The sequence below is a fragment of the Bacillus marasmi genome (assembly GCF_902168435.1).
Taxonomy (GTDB): Bacteria; Bacillota; Bacilli; order Bacillales; family Cytobacillaceae; genus Bacillus_BU; species Bacillus_BU marasmi.
In genome coordinates, this window is record NZ_LR656165.1 from 339,775 (window position 1) to 360,577 (window position 20,803).

Annotated in this window: 19 protein-coding genes; 3 read left to right on the forward strand and 16 right to left on the reverse strand. The window is 39.5% G+C overall.

The features are described 5' to 3' along the window. Positions 1-14: 14 nt before the first annotated feature. Both FXW34_RS03800 and FXW34_RS03805 read right to left on the reverse strand, forming a co-directional pair. On the reverse strand, positions 15-452 hold the full coding sequence (locus tag FXW34_RS03800; RefSeq protein WP_147532647.1) for a YtxH domain-containing protein: 438 nt from the start codon (positions 450-452) through the stop codon (positions 15-17). Between the two features lie 17 nt (positions 453-469). Next, on the reverse strand, positions 470-949 hold the full coding sequence (locus FXW34_RS03805; RefSeq protein ID WP_147532648.1) for a DUF948 domain-containing protein: 480 nt from the start codon (positions 947-949) through the stop codon (positions 470-472). Positions 950-1,158: 209 nt separating this feature from the next. Between FXW34_RS03805 and FXW34_RS03810 the strand changes: the two genes are divergently transcribed. Next, complete coding sequence (locus FXW34_RS03810; protein WP_147532649.1) at positions 1,159-2,274, forward strand: aminopeptidase; 1,116 nt, start codon at positions 1,159-1,161, stop codon at positions 2,272-2,274. Between the two features lie 397 nt (positions 2,275-2,671). On the opposite strand, the gene murC is transcribed toward FXW34_RS03810, so the two are convergent. From murC to FXW34_RS03845, 7 genes are all read right to left on the reverse strand, one after another. Next, positions 2,672-3,970, reverse strand: a complete 1,299-nt coding sequence (gene murC, locus FXW34_RS03815; protein WP_147532650.1) for a UDP-N-acetylmuramate--L-alanine ligase — start codon at positions 3,968-3,970, stop codon at positions 2,672-2,674. Between the two features lie 173 nt (positions 3,971-4,143). Continuing rightward, positions 4,144-6,975 carry a DNA translocase FtsK gene (locus FXW34_RS23550; protein ID WP_147532651.1) on the reverse strand — a complete coding sequence of 944 codons (2,832 nt, stop codon included), beginning with the start codon at positions 6,973-6,975 and terminating at the stop codon, positions 4,144-4,146. 163 nt (positions 6,976-7,138) lie between these two features. Then, positions 7,139-7,933: a DUF1444 domain-containing protein gene (locus FXW34_RS03825; RefSeq protein ID WP_147532652.1), complete on the reverse strand. Its 795-nt coding sequence runs from the start codon at positions 7,931-7,933 to the stop codon at positions 7,139-7,141. A gap of 1 nt (position 7,934) precedes the next feature. Beyond that, a complete protein-coding gene (locus FXW34_RS03830) occupies positions 7,935-8,327 on the reverse strand; it encodes a thioredoxin family protein (RefSeq protein ID WP_222705303.1) in 393 nt (130 codons plus the stop codon). Positions 8,328-8,757: 430 nt separating this feature from the next. Next, positions 8,758-9,285 carry a hypothetical protein gene (locus FXW34_RS03835; RefSeq protein ID WP_147532654.1) on the reverse strand — a complete coding sequence of 176 codons (528 nt, stop codon included), beginning with the start codon at positions 9,283-9,285 and terminating at the stop codon, positions 8,758-8,760. Between the two features lie 127 nt (positions 9,286-9,412). Further along, positions 9,413-9,937 carry a DUF84 family protein gene (locus FXW34_RS03840; protein WP_147532655.1) on the reverse strand — a complete coding sequence of 175 codons (525 nt, stop codon included), beginning with the start codon at positions 9,935-9,937 and terminating at the stop codon, positions 9,413-9,415. Positions 9,938-9,947: 10 nt separating this feature from the next. Then, complete coding sequence (locus FXW34_RS03845) at positions 9,948-11,021, reverse strand: M42 family metallopeptidase (RefSeq protein WP_147532656.1); 1,074 nt, start codon at positions 11,019-11,021, stop codon at positions 9,948-9,950. A 198-nt stretch (positions 11,022-11,219) separates the two neighbouring features. On the opposite strand from FXW34_RS03845, the gene FXW34_RS03850 reads away from it, so the two are divergent. After that, complete coding sequence (locus FXW34_RS03850; protein WP_342780672.1) at positions 11,220-11,546, forward strand: PepSY domain-containing protein; 327 nt, start codon at positions 11,220-11,222, stop codon at positions 11,544-11,546. Between the two features lie 104 nt (positions 11,547-11,650). Here the strand turns inward: FXW34_RS03850 and trmB are convergent, their stop codons facing one another. Beyond that, complete coding sequence (gene trmB / locus FXW34_RS03855) at positions 11,651-12,289, reverse strand: tRNA (guanosine(46)-N7)-methyltransferase TrmB (RefSeq protein ID WP_147532658.1); 639 nt, start codon at positions 12,287-12,289, stop codon at positions 11,651-11,653. Positions 12,290-12,475: 186 nt separating this feature from the next. On the opposite strand from trmB, the gene FXW34_RS03860 reads away from it, so the two are divergent. Then, positions 12,476-12,754, forward strand: a complete 279-nt coding sequence (locus tag FXW34_RS03860; protein WP_147532659.1) for a YtzH-like family protein — start codon at positions 12,476-12,478, stop codon at positions 12,752-12,754. On the opposite strand, the gene FXW34_RS03865 is transcribed toward FXW34_RS03860, so the two are convergent. From FXW34_RS03865 to pepV, 6 genes are all read right to left on the reverse strand, one after another. Beyond that, positions 12,751-13,524 carry a phosphotransferase family protein gene (locus FXW34_RS03865; protein WP_147532660.1) on the reverse strand — a complete coding sequence of 258 codons (774 nt, stop codon included), beginning with the start codon at positions 13,522-13,524 and terminating at the stop codon, positions 12,751-12,753. The genes FXW34_RS03860 and FXW34_RS03865 overlap by 4 nt on opposite strands. A 254-nt stretch (positions 13,525-13,778) precedes the next feature. After that, the gene (gene pulA, locus FXW34_RS03870; protein WP_147532661.1) at positions 13,779-15,929 is read right to left on the reverse strand and encodes a type I pullulanase; all 2,151 of its coding nucleotides are present in this window, start codon (positions 15,927-15,929) and stop codon (positions 13,779-13,781) included. A gap of 26 nt (positions 15,930-15,955) precedes the next feature. Beyond that, positions 15,956-16,906: a diacylglycerol/lipid kinase family protein gene (locus tag FXW34_RS03875; protein ID WP_147532662.1), complete on the reverse strand. Its 951-nt coding sequence runs from the start codon at positions 16,904-16,906 to the stop codon at positions 15,956-15,958. Between the two features lie 92 nt (positions 16,907-16,998). Continuing rightward, positions 16,999-17,568 (reverse strand): RNA 2',3'-cyclic phosphodiesterase, encoded by a 570-nt coding sequence (gene thpR, locus FXW34_RS03880; RefSeq protein ID WP_147532663.1) that lies wholly within the window; start codon positions 17,566-17,568, stop codon positions 16,999-17,001. Positions 17,569-17,881: 313 nt separating this feature from the next. Next, positions 17,882-18,754 (reverse strand): D-amino-acid transaminase, encoded by an 873-nt coding sequence (gene dat, locus FXW34_RS03885; RefSeq protein ID WP_147532664.1) that lies wholly within the window; start codon positions 18,752-18,754, stop codon positions 17,882-17,884. 6 nt (positions 18,755-18,760) lie between these two features. Further along, positions 18,761-20,194, reverse strand: a complete 1,434-nt coding sequence (pepV, locus tag FXW34_RS03890; protein WP_147532665.1) for a dipeptidase PepV — start codon at positions 20,192-20,194, stop codon at positions 18,761-18,763. Positions 20,195-20,803: the final 609 nt, after the last annotated feature.

Here is a 20,803-nt window from a genome sequence, read left to right on the forward strand (position 1 = left end):
ACATATCCGCAAATTTAATGATTTAGCTTTTTCTCAGTTTCATCAAATGCCTTTTTTGTTTCCTCAAGCATCTGCTGAATTGAATCATAGCCTGTCTGTTGAAACTCAGCACTAGCCTCGAGCTCCTCAAACTCATCCAATTCTTCAGTTGTTTCGCTCTTTTTACCTCTTAGCTTGGCAATTGCTTCAGCTGATTGTTGACTAATTGTTTGGGTTAATGTCGATGTTTTCTCTTTTGTAGCTTGGGCCAAATCTGAAACCTTACTTGGTATTGTTACTGCTTTTTCCTTCAATACAGCCGTTTGGTTTGTAACTGATTCCCTTAGTTCTGGACCTGACTTAGGTGAAAGGAATAATGCTGTGGCTGCACCTACGACCCCGCCAATCAATGCTCCCAATAAGAAATCCTTTGTCCCATTCTTTTCCTTTTCTTCGTGTAAATAGTTGCTCATCAACATTCCTCCTCTATTTAATGATCGCGCATTCGTTGCCCTGCAGTAGCTGGTTTTTTATCAAGCGCCTGTTTTTGTTGTTTTAATTGTTTTTTTGTTTTCCATTTTTCCTTTAGTTCAAGGATTGCTGTACTCCATTGGACTACTTGCGATATTTTTTCTAGATTTTGCTCGACACCGCGGTCCAATGTATCAGTAACTGTTTGGAGGGTATGGCCAAATTTTTGAATCGAACCACCCACATCCTTAACAGCAGTTACTACGCTATTTAAGCTTTCTGCTTTCCCCTGAATATCGTCTGCTAACGCATTGGTTTTTTTCAATAAATCGTTAGTCTCACTCATGACGCCATCCAGTTGTTTTTCTAAACCGGTTAATGTATTAGATACATTATCCAGGGTTATTTTTAAAGAATTAAAAGTTCTTGAAAGATAAATAACCAAAATGAGAAATGAAATGGCTATGATTGCCACACTAAAATAAAGAATATTGATCACACTTTGCACCTCCGTTGTCTCTAACATCATTGTTTACCCAGTTGTGTAGGATTAAACCGTTTTATACATACTTCAATATTATAGTGGCATTTTCCTTCATCTGACACACGATATTTTTCGATTTATGAGGGCTCATTTTCAACAATTATTGCGATTTAGGTTAAAATAAGGATATTGCATCAATTTATGTACTATAAGGAGGAGTCTAGTTGAAAGATCCACGAATTGAGAAACTCGCAAATAATTTAATTAATTACTCTGTACGTCTCCAAAAAGGAGAAAAGGTACTAATTGAAAACTTCGGACTGCAGCGTGAACTTGTGACAGCTCTTGTGAAAGCTGCGTATGATGCTGGTGGTTATCCATTTGTCCTGTTAAAGGATCATCAAGTAGATCGCTCGCTGTTGCTAGGTGCAAAGGAGGAGCAGTTCGATTTAATGGCTGATTTTGAAGCAAATGTGATGAGCCAAATGGATGCGTACATCGGCTTGCGTTCCGGTGACAATATCAATGAATTATCAGATGTTCCTGATGATAAAATGAAAATTCAAGGCAAAACGGTTGGGAAAAAAGTACATAGAGATATTCGCGTTCCAAAAACGAAGTGGGTCGTGCTTCGCTATCCGAACTCCTCAATGGCACAGCTAGCCAAAATGAGCACAGAGGCGTTTGAGGACTTCTATTTCGATGTCTGTAATTTGGACTACGGAAAAATGGATACCGCGATGGATGCGCTCGTAGACTTAATGAATAGAACGGACAAGGTTCGCTTAACCGGACCTGGTACGGATTTAACATTCTCGATAAAAGATATTCCGGCGATTAAATGTTCCGGTCAAATGAATATTCCTGACGGTGAGGTTTATACTGCACCAGTGCGTGATTCTATTAATGGTGTGATTTCGTATAATACACCTTCGCCATATCACGGCTTTACCTTTGAAAACGTAAAGTTAACCTTTGAGAATGGAAAAATCATTAAGGCTGAGGCTAATGATACAGAGCGTATCAATAAAATCTTTGATACTGATGAAGGCGCGCGCTATGTCGGCGAATTTGCAATCGGAGTGAATCCGTACATATTGCACCCAATGCAGGACATTCTATTCGATGAAAAAATCGATGGCAGCTTCCACTTTACGCCTGGACAATGCTATGATGAGGCCTATAATGGCAACAAATCCGATATTCACTGGGATTTAGTTAACATCCAACGTCCAGATTACGGCGGCGGTGAGATTTATTTCGACGACGTTCTGATTCGCAAAGACGGCCGCTTCGTGATCCCAGAGTTAGAAGCTTTGAATCCGGAGAACTTGAAATAAACATGACTAGCGATGAGGAGTCACATGAAACTTTGTGTTCATGTGGCTTTTTTATATTAGTTTATTAGTGCCCTGTTTTTGTGGGGAGCTTAAAATTAGGGTACTTAGCTTCGTTCTATGTTACATCTTTTTGGCAGTGACCTAAATCTAGGGCACTTAACACTGGTCTATTGTGACCTATTATTGGTGAGTATCGAAATTTAGGGCACTTAAACTCTCTAAGTGACCTCTATTTGGTGGATACCGAAATATAGGGCACTTAGCACCACTCTATGTGCCCTCATTTTACAAAAATCTAAAAAATAGGTAACTTAAATCCCTTATTCCCCTAACCATCTACACACACAACAAAAAACAAAGGATGCAGCGCCCCCAAGGCACTGCATCCTTTTTACATTTATGCTAATTCTTTTTCGTATGCTTCTTGGAATTTTTGGATGTCACCGGCGCCCATGAAAATGATTACGCTATTTTCATGTTTTCGCAACAATCCTGTTTCATTTTCATCCAATAGCTCGGCTCCAGGAATCTTCGCCTGTAAATCTTCGATTGAAAGCTTACCGTGGTTTTCACGAGCTGAACCGAAAATATCACATAAATAAACCTTGTCTGCCAAGTTTAAGCTATCAGCAAAATCACTTAAAAATGTTTGTGTTCGAGTAAATGTATGTGGCTGAAAAACAGCGACAATTTCTCGATCTGGATATTTTTGATTGGCCGCATCAATTGTTGCCTTAATTTCTGTTGGATGATGCGCATAGTCATCAATGATGATTTGCGAACCAATTGCTTTTTCTGAAAATCTGCGTTTCACACCAGTAAACGTCATTAATTGCTCTTTAATAATTTTGATATCCATTCCTTCATAGTGACACATCGCGATTACGGCTAAAGAATTCAACACGTTATGGTCACCGAAAGTAGGTATCGTAAATGTATCAAAAAAAGTATTACGAACAAATACGTCAAAGCTAGTTCCCTCTGTTGTTTTGACGATATTACTAGCGTGATAATCGTTGTCATCGTTAAACCCATAAAAAAGGACTGGAACCTTCGCTTGAATTTTTTGCAGATTCCGGTCATCACCACAGGCAATGATTCCTTTTTTTACTTGAAGCGCCATTTCCTGAAAGGCAGAGAAGACATCGTCAATATTAGCAAAATAATCTGGATGGTCAAAATCTATATTGGTCATGATTGCATAGTCAGGAAAATACGATAAGAAATGTCGTCTATATTCACATGCTTCAAACACAAAGTATTCTGCATCGCGATCGCCCTTCCCCGTTCCGTCACCAATTAGGAAGGAAGTAGGCTTAGCGCCTTGTATTACATGTGCTAACAAACCAGTTGTTGATGTTTTTCCGTGTGCACCGGTCACGGCAATACTCGTATAATTTTGCATAAAATCACCCAAAAAGCGGTGATATCGAATGATTGGCAGCCCCATTCGCATCGCTTCTTGAATTTCCTCATGAGTATCCGGAAAGGCATTTCCAGCAATGATTGTCATCCCCGGCTGAATATTCTCCTTTTGGAATGGAAGGATCTTTATTCCAGATTGCTCTAGGGCCTGTTGAGTGAAAAAGTGCTTTTCGACATCGGAGCCTTGAACTTGAAAATCGGTATCGTGCAGAACCTGTGCAAGAGCACTCATTCCAGACCCCTTAATACCTACGAAATGGTAAATAGTCATCTAAAGAACCTCCAACAAACGTCTATCTGTAACACATTATATGAGAATGTTTCCATTTTGCTCATTTTTATTACATCACAGCGTTATCATATTAAATCAGTATACCATTATTACAATAGACGAAAATAATTTCTTTTTTATTAAAATATTAATGGCTAGTTTTTATCCTAACATTAGTTTATTGTACTACTACTATTCAATGAGTCAAGTTCTTCTTCAGTAATTAATACATCTCGGGGTTTGCTCCCTTTTGCTTCAGAGATATAACCATTTGAATGCATCATATCTATTAAACGAGCAGCTCGGTTATAGCCAATTTTAAAGCGACGCTGCAAGCTAGATGTGGAAGCAACTCCCTGTTCAACAATAAATTCACAGGCTTCAAAGAACAACTCATCCTCATCTTCCATTACTTGAGCTTTCTTTAAAAGCTCGCCCTGCTCAAATAAATAATCCGGTTCGGCTTGTGAACGTACATGCTCAACAACGTCATCAATTTCCGTATCAGAAATATATGTACCTTGTAGCCTAACTGGCTTAGAAGTACCATTTTCTAAAAATAGCATATCGCCTCGACCTAATAATTTTTCAGCACCGGCGATATCGATAATCGTCCTTGAATCGATTTGCGAGGATACTGAAAAAGCAATCCTTGTTGGGATATTTGCCTTAATTAATCCTGTAATAACATCAACAGATGGGCGCTGTGTCGCAATAATTAGGTGAATCCCGCAGGCGCGCGCTTTTTGGGCGATGCGGCAAATTGCTTCTTCTACATCTCCAGGTGCAACCATCATTAAATCAGCAAGCTCATCAATCACGATTAGGATATATGGCAGTTTGTCGCTATAGCGCTTAGCTTCCTCAGCCAACTCATTAAAGCGGGAGATTTCTCGTACACCAGTATGAACGAACAGTTCATAACGCCGTTCCATTTCCTCAACAGCCCATTTCAAGGCAGCAGTTGCCGCTTTCACATCAGTGATAACCGGGCTAACTAAGTGAGGAATATAATTGTATGGCGCAAGCTCAACCATCTTTGGATCGATTAATAATAACTTCACCTCGTGCGGATCAGCTTTGTACAACAGGCTCGTTAAGATTGAGTTAATACATACACTTTTTCCTGAGCCTGTCGCTCCGGCAATCAACCCGTGCGGCATTTTACGAAGATCCGTCACAACTGGTTTTCCCGAAATATCAAGACCGAGCGCAGCTGTTAACGGCGACTGATTGTTTTTGAATTCTGGGCTTGAGATAATTTCGCTTATGAATACTGGTCGACTCTTTCCATTCGGCACTTCAATTCCTATCGTATGCTTTCCAGGAATTGGCGCCTCAATGCGAATATCCTTTGCTGCTAAACTTAACTTAATATCATCTTGCAAATTAGTGATTTTATTTACCTTTACACCAGGGTCAGGTTGTACTTCAAATCTTGTCACGGACGGGCCTTGTGTTACATTGACTACCTTAGCACCTACGTTAAAATCATTCAGTGTCCGATTCAGAAGCTCCTCCTGCGATAGAAGCCATTCATCGTTTTCTTCCTGAATGACAGGTGGTGTAAGCAATTGTGTTTCTGGATATTGATAGTTTAACGGTTCGTAAAACGTTTCTTGTTTTTGTTGTGGTTCTGATGCAACTTCCTTTGCGTCGTTTACAAAATCCTGTATTTCATGTTCATTATTATTAGCATCCACATTTACAGGACTTTTTACTTGTGGTTCGTTCACAAGATTTTGATTCGTTAATTTTAGACGATCCTGTTTAAGCATTATGACATTAAATGGAATGTGGGATTTTGTAACGTGCTGTTCATTCATGGTTTCATGGTGGCCTTCGTCCGTTACATGAACGGTTGTTTCAGTTTCAACTATTTTTGGTTGTTGTTCTTGAATTGGAAACTTAATGATTTTTACAGGTTCGGCTTGTTTTTCTAAAACAATTGGCTCAACTACTTTAGGTTCAATTTCCTTACTGCTTGATGGTGGAGCTATTATGGATTCTGTTAGTTCTTCTCGTTCAATTAACTCAACATCCTCAGCATGAACCTCCTCAACAATAAGCGGTGCTTCTTCCTTTTGTGCTTCTAGTTGTTCATTAAGCTCAATTCCCTCTGCATGAACCTCCTCAACAATAAGCGGTGCTTCTTCCTTTTGTGCTTCTGGTTCATTAAGCTCAACTGCTTCTGTTTGAAGCTCCTCTACAATAGGTTGTGCTTCTTCGATTTGTGCTTCTGGTTCATTAAACTCAACTGCTTCTGTTTGAAGCTCCTCTACAATAGGTTGTGCTTCTTCGATTTGTGCTTCTAGTTCATTAAGCTTAACTTCTTCTGCTTGAAGCTCCTCTACGAAAGGCTTGACACTCTCTTCGGTGTTTACTTCACTGGTCGGTGCTGGCTCCACCGTTTCAAGACTGGCAGCTATTTCTTCTTCCTGTCTAGTCGGGATGTGATCAAAAAATCCAGTTAATTCATGTTCAATAATCTTGTTTTGCCGCGACTGTGGTCTTTCATAACCATAAATCGGTGAAGGGATTTCGGTAGGTCGAAATGGACCATAGCGGATTCGCTCTGTTTTTGCTTTTTCTTTAGCTTTAGCTTTTGCTTTTGCTTTCTCCTGCAGCTGTTCTGTTTCAACTTCAGGAACAGGCTTCACGATCTCCTCAGCTTGTTTTATTTTCTCCTGACGTGGTCGAAAGCGCCTTAAAGACTCAAGACTGTCTACACGGCTTTCTTGACCAAGCGTTTCTTTCTTAATTTGATGTTGAGTGTTAATTTGACGTGGCGGCCGATTCTCTTTTTTCTTAAGAACATCTCGAACAAGTGGTGTTTGATTAGCACCTTTCGGATATTGATAAGCGATTCTTCCATTAACATCCTTCGGTCCTTCTTGTTGCTTGTCAAGCTTTCTCCGTAAAACCTGCTGCTTCTCCTCTTTTTCTTGCTTATGCTCGTCAGTGTCCTCTTTAAAAACATGAAGTATTTTTTTAAACCAATCCAAAGCTGATCATCTCTTTCTGCATTTCTAGTAAATTAATCTATATCGGGCGCTTATCTCAAAATTTCCTGTTCATTTACAATAAAGCATCATTTCTATTTTAACAGGTATATCGTAAAAAACGAGCTAAATTAAAAAATAAACGGAGCACCCAATGGGACTCCGTTTATTTCTTTTTATTTTTCGCCATGATAAAAATCGGCTCAAGCTCGCCCGCTTCGTATATAAATGATAAAGCAGTAATAGGAACCCGACCACTCGCAAAAAAGCTCATCGTCATATGGGCCAAAACATCATAACCTGTATCATTTTGAATATCGGCAATGATTAAGACGTCTTGATGCGGTACAGCCACAGCCATCGTCCCAGTAATCCTATCCTCCATTTCCTTTAAAAAGGATTGATTCAAGATTCTACTCGCATCATAGCCATCATTTGATCTGATAAAATAAAACTTGTTCCCAGCCACTTCATCTTCCTTAAGGGGAACCTGAAGCGTCCTTACATTAAATAGTGCGATTTCGCGAACTCGTTCTACCGACCATGCTGCTTCAAGAAGAAGCTGCTCATCGATTAACCGATAAGAGTTTCCTAAATCCAAAGCATAATAAATTCTTGTCTCTGCCGTGTGCTCATCAAAGACAAAAGTGACATCATCCTTTGACGTAGTTGGAAATGATGTCGATCTAATCACTGGGAAAATTTTTTGTTCATTGTCAGTAAGTGAGACCGAGTTCCCCATTGCCCGCAGGCCTTCCTCAACAAAGTAAACAACTTCATCGATTGCTTTATCCTTTTGTTCGTGCCACTTGGCTACAATACCAGGCAGTTCAACGGTAATTCCCTGTCCGGTACGGATGTTTTCAATTCTTAGCTGATCCTTTTCACGTTCAAAAATGAACTGCCGGCTCGGATGCTTTAAACGATTTTCAAGCTCTTTTCTAAGCTTTTTTGTATCCATGTTATTTCAGCCCAGTAATAAAGGCTTCAATTTCCTCTTGCGTTTTTCTATCCTTGCTTACAAAGCGACCAAGCTCTGTTCCATTTTCATATGCGATAAAGCTAGGAATGCCGAAGACATCCATTTCAGCACAAAGATCGATAAATTGATCACGGTCTATATGGATAAAGGTATAATCTACGAATTTTGCTTCAACTTCTGGTAGAATCGGCTCTATCACCTTGCAATCCTTGCACCAATCTGCTGAAAATAAGAAAATGTGCTTTCCGTTATCGCGAAGCTCACTAAATTGCTGATAAGACTCTAATTTTTTCATAACGTTATTCACCTCAAGTTTATCTTTCCCAGATAACTGTTTAGTTACCTTAATAAATTGATGATAACAGGAGGGCATAATCGATGCAATTAATTCGTTCAATGTACCTTTCAGATCAGAACAAAAGCGCAAGTACACGGATAGCGACGTATGGACCGGAGCATTTCGACAGAGATAAACGGAGAATTTCCCGTTATTGTATGTAGGGGGGATAATCGAGCTGAAATAAGAGGAGGATTTCCGCTTAACTACTCCCAAAAAGACAAAATCCGGTGATTTTTATGAAATAAGCGGAAAAACTCCCTTTATTTTTAGGAAAATACCCATATTTCCCAATTTAAGAGGAATTCTTCCGCTTATTTTCAAACACAAGGAAATGAACATTCTGGTTAACAGACCCACATAGGTAAAAATGGATAAAAAAAATCGAACTATCAGGAAATTCAAAGTTAGAATTTCGGAGCATAGTTCGTTTTTTTGTTTAGCTGAAATACCTATGTCCCAGCTTCTATGATTCTGCTGGTTTGTCTTTTTCCATTTTTACAGAGTTAACAATTTGCATCATGTATTCTGCATCGTTTTTCATGCTTTTCGTCTTTGTTTCTGTTGTAAGCTTAACCCCGCCTATGCCAACAGTTAATTCCTGCATGTCTTCACCAAGATCGCGGATTAAACAATAGCCAAACTTATCACCTTTTTGATAGGTTTTCTTATAATCAAATTTCTTGTCACTTAAAGTTGCGTTGTACACAACTTCACTATCTGTTCCTTCATGCTGATTATAAAAAAGAATATATGTTTTCGAACCATTTTTCAGTAGAACATTGTTTTGCTTTTTTTCTTTTATTTCAAAGCCAAACGGCGCATAAAAATGCACATCTTTATTTTTATTATTAACCTTTTTTGGTGTACTGTTAAAAGCGTCAGATATTTTTTCATCAGTAGCTTTATAAGCGTCCTCGACATTAGCAGAACAAGCGCTTAACAGAACAACTGACATAATTAACAGCAAGGCCCCTTTTAAGAGTCTTGTCATGATAAACACTCCTTGCTTAACGATTTTTTCACTTTATATATCATAACTTTAATCGTTAAGCAAAGACAAGCGATTAAACGCCATTTTTTTACCATATGCGAGCAATTGTCAAAGAATATACATTTTTCTAGCTTGATTTTCCAGTTTGACGATAAAGATACTGTCCATATAATAGCTTTGTAACATGGGTAAACATCGCAGCCCGATCAATCATCCCTGCTGTAAAAATGCCAACCGCACCTTCCTTGCTGCGAATATTTTCCTTTCTCGTAAATTGATCCATAACAGGACCAAGCTCTTTGCCTTCCCTTAGTGCTGAGGCCACCTGCTCTGGAAGGAGAATTCTAGCTCCTCCGGCAATGATTGGACGTTCATCCTGATCCGTTACAAGCGCTCCCCAATTACAAAGGAATAAGCCGAATGAGGTCTCTTGGACACCACCCTCGAGCCCTATACCGATTTGTCCCTCTTCTTGACCAAGTGCATAAGTAGCCCGATTGATTGCACCAATAATTGTTTCTTCGTCAGAAAACGGCTGCTCGTTCACTCCGGACGGAGCATCAATGGCGCTATATTCAAAATGCCCCGATGTAAAGGCTTGCTTTACCGCTTCGATTTTTGCAAGATTTTTGGAACCAATAATAATCTTCATAAGCCCTCCATTATTGATTGCTTCGAATACTATCGACTGTTGCTTGATCACATGAACGTACTAGCTTCAGTAATAGCTCCTTAGCGGCTGCATAATCATCAACATGGATAATGGAAGCATGGGTGTGTATGTAACGTGAGCAAATTCCAATAACTGCACTTGGAATCCCTTCATTAGCTGTATGTACTCGACCTGCATCGGTACCACCCTGCGAAACAAAATATTGATAAGGGATGTCATTGGATTCAGCAGTATCTAAAACAAACTCTCTCATTCCGCGATGAGTGACCATCGAACGGTCCAGAATGCGCAGTAAAACGCCTTTGCCTAATTGTCCAAATTCCTTTTTATCTCCAGTCATATCATTAGCAGGGCTTGCATCAAGCGCAAAAAATAAATCTGGCTTGATTAAATTTGCTGCTGTTTGCGCACCACGAAGTCCAACCTCTTCCTGCACGGTTGCCCCCACATAAAGCGTGTTTGGAAGAGTTTCTCCATGCGTTTCCTGGAGAAGCTCTATTGCCAAGCCACAGCCGTAGCGGTTATCCCATGCTTTTGCAAGCAGTTTTTTCGGATTAGCCATTTGTGTAAACGGACAGATTGGCGTGATTTGCTGACCTGGTTTAATGCCAATTTTAATCGCATCCTCTTTATTATCAGCACCGATATCTATTAGCATATTTTTTATTTCCATCGGTTTATTTTTCGTCGAATCATCTAATAGATGAGGCGGGATTGAGCCAATCACACCGATTACTGGTCCATTTGCTGTCATGATATTTACACGTTGTGCTAACAACACCTGACTCCACCAGCCACCAAGCGGCTGAAAGCGGATCATTCCATTATCAGTGATTTGCGTAACCATAAAGCCCACTTCATCCATATGTCCAGCAACCATAATCGTTGGGCCTGCTTCATTCCCTCTTTTTACTCCAAAAATACTTCCGAGCTTGTCTTGAACTATTTCATCGGTATATTTACCAATCTGTTCTCTCATAAATGCGCGAACAGCATGTTCATTACCAGCTGTTCCCGGAAGTTCGGTTAATGTTTTAAAAAGGCTTAATGTCTGTTCATTCATTTATTCTTGCTCCTTTTTAGTGAGTCTTGGGCTACTTTTTTAAATATATGTTCATCTTACCGAAATTTTTAAAGTCAATCCACCAATAGCCATCTGGATTTCTAAATCAATAGTCAACCATGGTATTAATATTATGAACTCTTCATACCTTCTGTTATGATAAATGTATTCGTAAGAAATGGTATCTTTTTCAAGGAGGTGGATGTTTTGAATTGGAAAACATTTTTAATTGGGGTTAGTTCAGGTCTAGCCGGCGGATTATTGGCATCCTATTTAGTTACAAAGGATCAACCAAAAAAGATTTCACCCGAGAAAATACTTCAGCAAGTGAAGGCGGCATTTAAGGAAAATGGACCTATCAGCGGCTCGTGGATTCATATGAAGGCAGAACCGTACGAGAAAAACCACCTCAGCTATGTCGTTTATAAAGGTGGTATTTCCAAAATGAATCAAGATGGTCCCACACAATATGAATTTATTGCTGATGCCACAACAGGAACCATTTTATCCATAAAAGCTATTTAGATTACCAATAACATAACTAACGTCGTAGTACTATAGTATTTTTCAAACTAAAAAGGGCAAACTATACCGATTCTTACAATCGAATCGTATAGTTTGCCCTTTTTTTAGCGATACTGTACTTCTGAACGGTAAATTCGATTACCTTTTTGTGAGAACTTTTCTTCATATTCTGTCATGATATTGCCTTCGAAATCACTTTGGTGTAAATCGAGGCTGACCCATTTTAATAATAATCCGTATTCCGAAAAGCTAGTTAGCGAATACTCAAATAAACCTTGATTATCCGTTTTAAAATGGATTTCACCTTGATCAATTAAAATATCTTCATATTGCTTTAAGAAGGTTTTATAAGTCAAACGTCGCTTTTCATGGCGATTTTTTGGCCATGGATCAGAGAAGTTCAAGTAAACTCGTTCAACTTCACCTTTTGCGAAAAACTCGGTTAAATCTGCTGCATTAGCATTTAACAGCTTCAGATTTGGCACTTCTGCTTCAATTACGCGATCAAGCGCAGTCACGATGACACTCGGCATAAGCTCAATACCAAGATAATTGATATGCGGATTCGCCTGTGCCATTCCTGTAATAAATCTACCTCTGCCTGTACCGATTTCAATATGCAAAGGCTGTTCAGTATCAAATACGCTATTCCATTTCCCTTTTAAGTTTTCCGGGGAAGAGATAACATATTGGGGATATTGCGCTAATTTATCATTTGCCCATGGTTTATTTCTTAATCTCATTTGTGACACTCCTAATAAATATATACGTTCAAACAATAGCATGGCATCTGATTCGTTGCAAGATAAAATATTTCCTTCAAATCCGTTCCTTTCTTATCTCTATTGAATTAGTGAAGCCCATGAATAAACTAAAAAAGGAATCCACACATTAAGAGTGAACTCCTCCTCGAGAAAGGAACGATTATCATGCCATTAAGTGACCAAGATCAGGTGAATTTATTAAAAGATATTTTGAAGAATCACGAAACCGATTGCTGCGGCTCCGTCTCTGAATGTGAACAACTAGAACGTTTAGTTGAATCATTAATGGAGAATTCCAACATTAATCAAAATGTAAAATCCGTCTTACAAAAGATCCACGAGTATAGTCAAAACGGTATTCATGCTGAAAATATTAATCAGCATATTGAAGCAAATCAACAATCCTTATCAGCGTGGGTCAGCGATATTAATCAGTTTTCTTAAAGGATTTTATCCAAATAATCGATCCAACGCTTCATTTCTGGAAAACGGCTTTGCTTTTTATGCCAATGAATCGAGGCTAAGGTATGGGCAATTACATACCACTTCATCCTTAGCATTAAGTCTTCTGTTGCATCAATTCCGTAGAGCTTCAGCCATGCCGACCAGTCGCCCTCTGGAATATACCAATACAGCAGTAAACCTAAATCCATTGCTGGGTCGCCAATCATCGCTCCATCCCAGTCAATTAAGTACAACTGGTTGTTTTCACTCAGCAGCCAGTTGTTGTGGTTTACATCGCCATGGCAAACGACCAGTTTTTCGCTCTTAATATTATTAACTTCCTTAGCTAGGAATTCTGCTGATTTTTTTACAGACTGAATTTGCATTAAATCCGTGTCCAGTCCTTGTTGCACCATGTGTAGAAATGAGGGAGCTAATATCGGTTTAATCCCCAATCTGCTCAACATTCCTAACAATGGTTCAGAAAGATGAATTTTTCGTAGCAGCTTTGCTACTTTCTCATCGTTCATTTCGGGCGGAGATAATTCCCTTCCGTTTAACCATTGCTGTGCTGTAATCACATCGCCCGTTTCCAGTCGTTTTGTCCAAACGAGCTTTGGGACTAAGCCCTCAGCTGATAACACGGCAAGAAAAGGGGAAGAATTTCGCTTTAAAAAGAGCTTTTGGTCTTCATATTGTGCAAAAAAAGCCTTACCAGTTGCTCCTCCTGCTGGGACAATTTCCCACTCAATCCCTAATAAATGCTCCAAAGTTGTTCACCTTCATTAATTCACAATAATAAAAAGTCTAGCGCCCAATTTTATCCATATAGAACGACTCATTACATATCATGATGTACCTTCGCTCTATCAGGATTGGGCGCTAAGCTCAAAAAATATTATATAAACGTAAGATAGTTTTCCAAAAATCGATTAAAATTGACAAATGCAATCTTAATAATATTATCTCCTATTTGCTTTTCTGGTCAAGACTTTTTAGAACAAAAGCTTTATTACCATTTTTTTCATTTTACCAAAACCGCAACACTAATTGGTTCAATAAAATAACGAATATGGCTTGTTTCTCCAATTGGAACTTCGCTTGATGCCGTACCATTTGCGAGAATATGCCAATCCCCAACGATTGGAAGCTGAATGGCGATACAGTCATTTGTGGGATTTATCAAAACGACAATATGATCCCAAAGACCATACTGACCAACATCTCTTAAAAAATAACCTATTACTGGCTTTGCGAGGGGAAGAAACGAAGCATGATGTCGAATTTCCTTTGCATTCGGCAGCCGGAACGCTCCATGTGATTTACGAATCATTATCAACCCTTTAAGATAATCAATATTGCCTTGATGAACAATTTTCTTTTCCCAATCAAGCCAATTAATATCATTAGGTGAGCGATAGCTATTGCCTACTCCATTTTTTGTCCGAAAAAACTCTTGGCCACTGTGAAGAAATGGGATTCCTTGGGCTAAGAGCACCATCGCTGTTGCTAGGCGATGCCGTTTTTGGATCGCGGTCGCTTCACCATCTTGAAGACAACAGGAAAGCTTATCCCAAAGTGTATGATTATCGTGGGACTCGACGTAATTTACCGTTTGATTTGGTTCAGTAAAAATACCTTGTGAAGGCTTTTCAATACCGATGCTTCCAGCCATTACCTGCATGGCCGCCTCGTGATAATAATCGTTTCCGAAGCAATAGCCTCTGTCATAAAGATTAAAGGTACTACCCTTAATTGAATCACGAAACCAATCATTAAATTGCGCGATTCGCGGCAGTTTCTTCTGATTGCGAATATTTGCTTTTTCATCGGCTGAAATCGGTGTATTTAAGTCCCAGCCCTCACCAAGAATAATCGCTGTATCATCAACTTCATCGACCAGCGCGCGTACCTTGTTCATCGTTTCAACATCGATAATCCCCATTAAATCAAAGCGAAATCCATCAATGTGATATTCTTTCATCCAAAATTTTATCGAATCTAAAATGAACTTCCGAACCATCAACCGCTCTGAAGCCACATCATTGCCGACGCCCGTTCCATTTGATGGCATGCCGTGATGGTCATGGCGAAAATAATATCCAGGTAGTATTTTTTCAAACGAAGAAAGCTCCCTAATATAAACATGGTTATAGACCACATCCATAATTACGCGCAGACCTTGTGACTGAATCGACTGTATCATACGTTTAAGCTCGATAATCCGGGCATAAGGGTCAGTTGGGTCACTTGAATAACTACCTTCAGGAACATTAAAATTTACAGGGTTATAGCCCCAATTATATTCCTGCCTATCACCCAACTCATCTACACCTTCAAAATCATTAAATGGAAGAAATTCGATATGGGTAATTCCCAATTCCTTTACGTACTTTAAGCAGGTTGGGCTTCCGTCTTTCCCACAAGTTTCAGACTCCTGCGCTCCTAAATACAATCCCTTTTGTACGACACCACTAGCGGGATGAATCGTAAAATCGCGAATATGAGTTTCATAAATAATCGCATCTGTTGCCTGGGGCAAACTTGGTAGCTCCGGCTTAGAAATTCTCGTTTTTTCAAGGTCAACTATAACGCCCATTTTTCCATTAGCTGTAACACTGACCGCATACGGGTCAATCACCTCACGCCAGCTTTGATTAATACAAATATGAAAAGAATAATGATAAAGCTCATAATCACCTTTTCTCTCAATAAACCAAACACCCTTTTTATTACGATTCAGTAAATATTCTTCAGAAGTCAGTTGATCGGGTGACACTAGCTTTACCCTAACTGCAGTTGCCGTTGGTGCCCACAGCTTCAGACTAATTTTACTTGATGAAAAAATGACACCTAAATCATTTCCATCATAGTAAAAGCGCTCATCAAACTCCGGAGTACGAATCACCGAGCCAATTTGTAAATCGGTAATACCATCATGCTCATCCACCACCCATGAAACTTCACCAAATCGAACATCATTCTTAATCCTACATACATACTTGATATTTGTGCCAAGACTAATGATTTCTGATATCGTTAGCTCCTGTCTAACACCATCCTCAATAAGATAAAAATAGTGCGAAATACCATTATGATACGATTTAGGGAGAAGAATTGTGATCACATGCATTTCATCCAAATATGCGGAAAATAAGCGATCATCCGGACCCATCAAAATTCAACTCCTTTAATTCCTCTTTACTTCTTCATAATTTGCTTTGACGTAGCAATAACAGGCAAGGCTTTAGGAAGCAACTCAAGCTTAAGAGGCGTTTCTCCACAAATCTCACCATCCGCATGAACCAACAATGAATGTGCCGCGGAAATTGTAATTCTTTTTCCAGATAGAATCGTCACTTCTTTAAACTTCACATGCCCGCCCCAGAAAACGCTAACAAATACAGCTAAAAGCTTCAATTTCGCCAAGTTATTGACGACTACAATATTGAATTTGCCATCAGTTGCATCCGCATCGGGAGCAATAATCATACCGCCACCATAAAAAGGCTGATTGGCTACGGTTATGAACCATGTCCCTGGGAATGAATATGGCTTGTCATCGACGATTAAATCAACTCTACGACACTGAAAAGTAAATAAATTTTTAATTAGAAACATTCCGTACACAAGCGATCCTAACGAAAATCGATTTAATAGCGATTTAAACTTTGATTTATTTGCAGCTGACGCCACCTCAGCGTCAAAGCCAGCACCCATATTATTGGCAAAGAATATTTCCGTTTTTCCGTTCATTGTTATTTTTCCAACATCTATATATTCTCGCCTCTGCTTGTGATGCTCGATTATATGCCTTAAAGCAAGCACTGGCTCTTCAGAAAGCTGAAAACCCCTAGCAAAGTCATTTCCAGAACCGCATGGGATAATACCTAAAATGGTACTCGAATAATGAAGGATTCCGTTTATTACCTCATGTATCGTCCCGTCCCCACCAACTGCCACGACAACTTCTTCGCCAGTACTTACCTTTGCAATCTCGTTAGCAATCTCACTCGCATGACCAGAAAATTGTGTAAAATACACCTGATACTCAATGTTTCTTTGTATCAGTTCAGCTTTAACCTCATCCCAAATCCGCAGCCCATAACCATTTTTTGCTTGTGGATTCACAATAAAATGAAATGTATTCATCAAACCAACCTCTTATAGTATATATATCGTTTCTTTTATCTCCCGATGTGTCTTTTGTCGGTTTATTTTCAAGTTTCATTAGCATTTATTTACTACAGTGGAAATATAGCGACAGCCTCGTATTTCGGAGATTTGTCCAAATGAGTTTGATAAAGGACAATTTCTTGAGCTTGAAAGCTTATGGGGGTCGTAAAATACTTTTCTAGCTCTGCAGTTGAAAGCGGAAAAGAGGCATCCCCTTGCCATTTTCGCGCCATGGTAATGTGAGGATGGAACGGTCTCGTTTCCAGCTTAAAGCCAGCTTGCTCACAAGCCGAAAAAACAGCAGCGCGTACGTCAACTAAGCTCGGTGCTGGTTCTATCCCTGCCCAAAAGATGCGCGGTGCATCGCTACGTCCAAAGGTTCCAAGCGATTGAATCGTTAATGGAAATGCCTTAAATTCACTTATTGCCGCTTTGATTAACATTTTCGTAGTCTCGAGCTTGTCTTGTGGGGCATGTCCCAAAAAGGCAAGTGTGATGTGATAATCCTCCTTGTGAACCCAACGAGAAAACGGAAATTCACTCTGAATACTTTGACAGTATTCGTTTAGCTTTTGTTTTACTTCATTCGGAAGCTTGAGCGCATAGAAATAGTGTGTTTGGGTTTGTTGTTGTCTCATTTGTGCGGTGCTCCTTCATTAGAATTGGATATATTTTGCTATGTGGACAGAGGCATACACCTTTTTACGTGACGCTTTTTGGTTTGATTTTGGAATAAAGGACACTTAGAAAGATTATAAGTGCCCTCTTTTACATTGGTTTCTGAATATAGGTAACTTAGAGCCATTATAAGTGCCCTCTTTTACATTGGTTTCTGAATATAGGTAACTTAGAACACTTATAAGTGCCCTCTTTTGCTCTGAACTCTGAAAACAGGTAACTTAGAACACTTATAAGTGCCCTGTTTTGCTCTGAACACTGAAAAAAGGGCACTTATCTATCAATTTCCAAATAAATCCGCCCACATTGCCGCGCAATCTCTGAAGCTAACAGCTGCTGCAATTTAATTGAGATGCTACCAGGCGCACCTGTTCCAATCTTCCGCCCAGCGATCTCGATGATTGGGGTTACCTCAGCTGTAGTGCTTGTCATAAAGACCTCATCCGCATTCAGTAGCTCCTCGACCGTAAAGCTTTTCTCTTCAAAGGCAATTGAATGGACTCCACACAATGCCAGCATCTGCTGACGCGTAATTCCGTTCAAAATATACTTATCTGCCTGATGAGTATAGACAACGCCATCTTTCACAATTGAAATATTCGAGGAGCTACCCTCGGTTACCGTTTCACCCCGATGCAGAATCGCTTCAAAGCAGCCCAATTCAGCTGCCTCCTGTTTTGCTAAAATATTTCCTAATAAATTCAAACTCTTAATATCACACTTAAGCCAGCGCTCATCCTCGACTAATGCTGCCTTAACACCGTTCGTGATATTGTGAAGGGGGCGCGGTAATTCCTTCGTATAGGCGATAAAGGAAGCCACCGTATCTGTTGTTGGGAATGCGTGATTTCGAACCGCTACACCCCTGGAACTTTGCAAATAAACAATTCCAGTCGTAAGAGCATTCTTTTCGATCAAAGTCTGGAGCATCGTTTGAATATCGGTATTCGAAAACGGCAAGGTAAGCTTGATTTTTCCCGCACATTCAACTAAGCGTTCTAAATGCTCGCTTGCTGCAAACATTTTGCCATTGTAAACACGAATCACTTCATAAATGCCATCTCCAAATTGATAGCCTCTATCCTCGATATCAACCTTTGCTTCGTTCCGTTCCACAAATTGACCGTTCACCATCACAATATTCATGCTGACTCACTCCTTCTGATCAGTTACACATGCAAGTTCATAAATCGCTTGGGCATAAATAGCGGTTGCCTTTAATAAATCATCAATTACGATATATTCATCACGCTGATGAGCGATATCTTCCCTTCCCGGAAACAGCGGTCCAAACGCAACACCAGATTTTAATGAGCGCGCATATGTGCCGCCACCAATTGCAAGAAGCTCAGCCTCTTGACCTGTTTGTTCCTCATACACCTTCTGAAGCGTTCTAATTAGGGGGTCGCTCGCTTCAACATAATGTGGGTTTGAATTAGTAAAATTGTCGATGACAAAGCCTTTATTCTGCAAAAATAATTCCAATTTTTCCTTCGTATCCTCAATTTTTTGCGTAACTGGATAACGTAGATTTAAACCTAGCACTCCCCCACTTTCTTTTGTATAGTGGAGCTTACCAACATTGATGGTCAACTCACCTGAGACATCATCGCGGAATTGTACCCCTAATGCCCTGCCGCGTGAATCATTCCCAAAATAGCTTGTCACAAATTGAAAATACTGTTGAGCTTGAGCGTTTAGTTTTAACTTAACGAGAAATTTCGCTAAAAATATGCCGGCATTTTTCCCTTTGTTAGGTTCCATTCCATGTGCTGAAACCCCTTCCAGCTCTAAGACAAGCCTGCCACCATCAACGTATTGTCTTCCTGATAAGTCATTATCTCTAATATAGTTATTAAAACACTGAATAATATCTGTTTGATCTTTTAATGCATCGAGCTCTGCTTTGGCAAAATCGGGCACCATATTGTATCTTTTTCCTGACTGGAATGTGAGGACTTCTACTTGAAAGTCATTATTTTGTTCGGCAAGAGGTGACTGCACTAAATCAAAATCGGCAATTCCTTTTTCAGCATGGATAATCGGAAAATCAGCATCTGGTGCAAATCCCATTGTTGGCATTTCTTCATGCTTAAAATAATGCTCAACACAGCGCCAGTTACTTTCTTCATCCGTTCCAATAATCATCCTAACACGACGATTCATCGGCACCCCTAATTCCTTCACGATTTTCATAGCGTAATAGGCAGCGATGGTCGGTCCTTTATCGTCTATCGCACCACGGGCAAATATTTTCCCATCGCGAATCTCAGCCCCATACGGGTCACTACTCCAGCCATCTCCTTCAGGAACCACATCGACATGACAAAGAATTCCGACAAGTTCGCTTCCTTCACCAAATTCAATATGACCAGCTAAATTCCCAACATTTTTTATCGTAAAACCGTCTGCTTCACCCTTTTGAAGCATAAATTCGAGTGCTTCTTTAACACCTTTACCTAATGGAGCATCAGCTGATGCATCGTCTTCGTCTAACACGCTTTTTATATGTAGAAATTTTTGAGTATCTTCAATAACCATATGTTTTCTTGATTCTACTTGTTTACTCCAGTCAATATGCTGCAAAAGTTGATTCCTCCTTCATTTTATACATCCACTATACATCATTATACACAGATTCCTTTCATAAAAACGTTTCGTTTGCTAATCTCTCACAAATCCTTTATGCTATTAATAATAATTAATAAAAAATTTAAAATTTTCTGTCTTTGGCATATTTACTCCATTTCCTACCATATTGTATAGTAATAATAAAGCGTAAGCGCCTCGTTCAGCTCACGACAGGACTGGAGCTATCCTGACTGAGATAAAGGAAACACGATGAGCACGTGAGTGACGAATCGATGTTGACTTATCGTAGGGAAGGATGGTGAAGGCCACTAGGCGCTAGGCGCTGAAGCTAGACTCTGCTCTATTTCAAAAAACTGTTCTATTTAGCCCATGAATAAGAAAGGAGAATTTGTCCGAATAAACACAAAAGATTAATATTTTGTTAAAATCATGTTGATTAAGTAGAAATTTTGAAAAAACAGGGGTACAATTATATTAGAATCATCGACATCGTAGATATGCCAATAAGGAAAGTAAAGGAGTTGTCTGCAGAGGGAAAACTACATATGTTGAAGTCATACTTCATGAGCCAGTCGGATGCAGGTATTTGCCACGGGTTTGAAA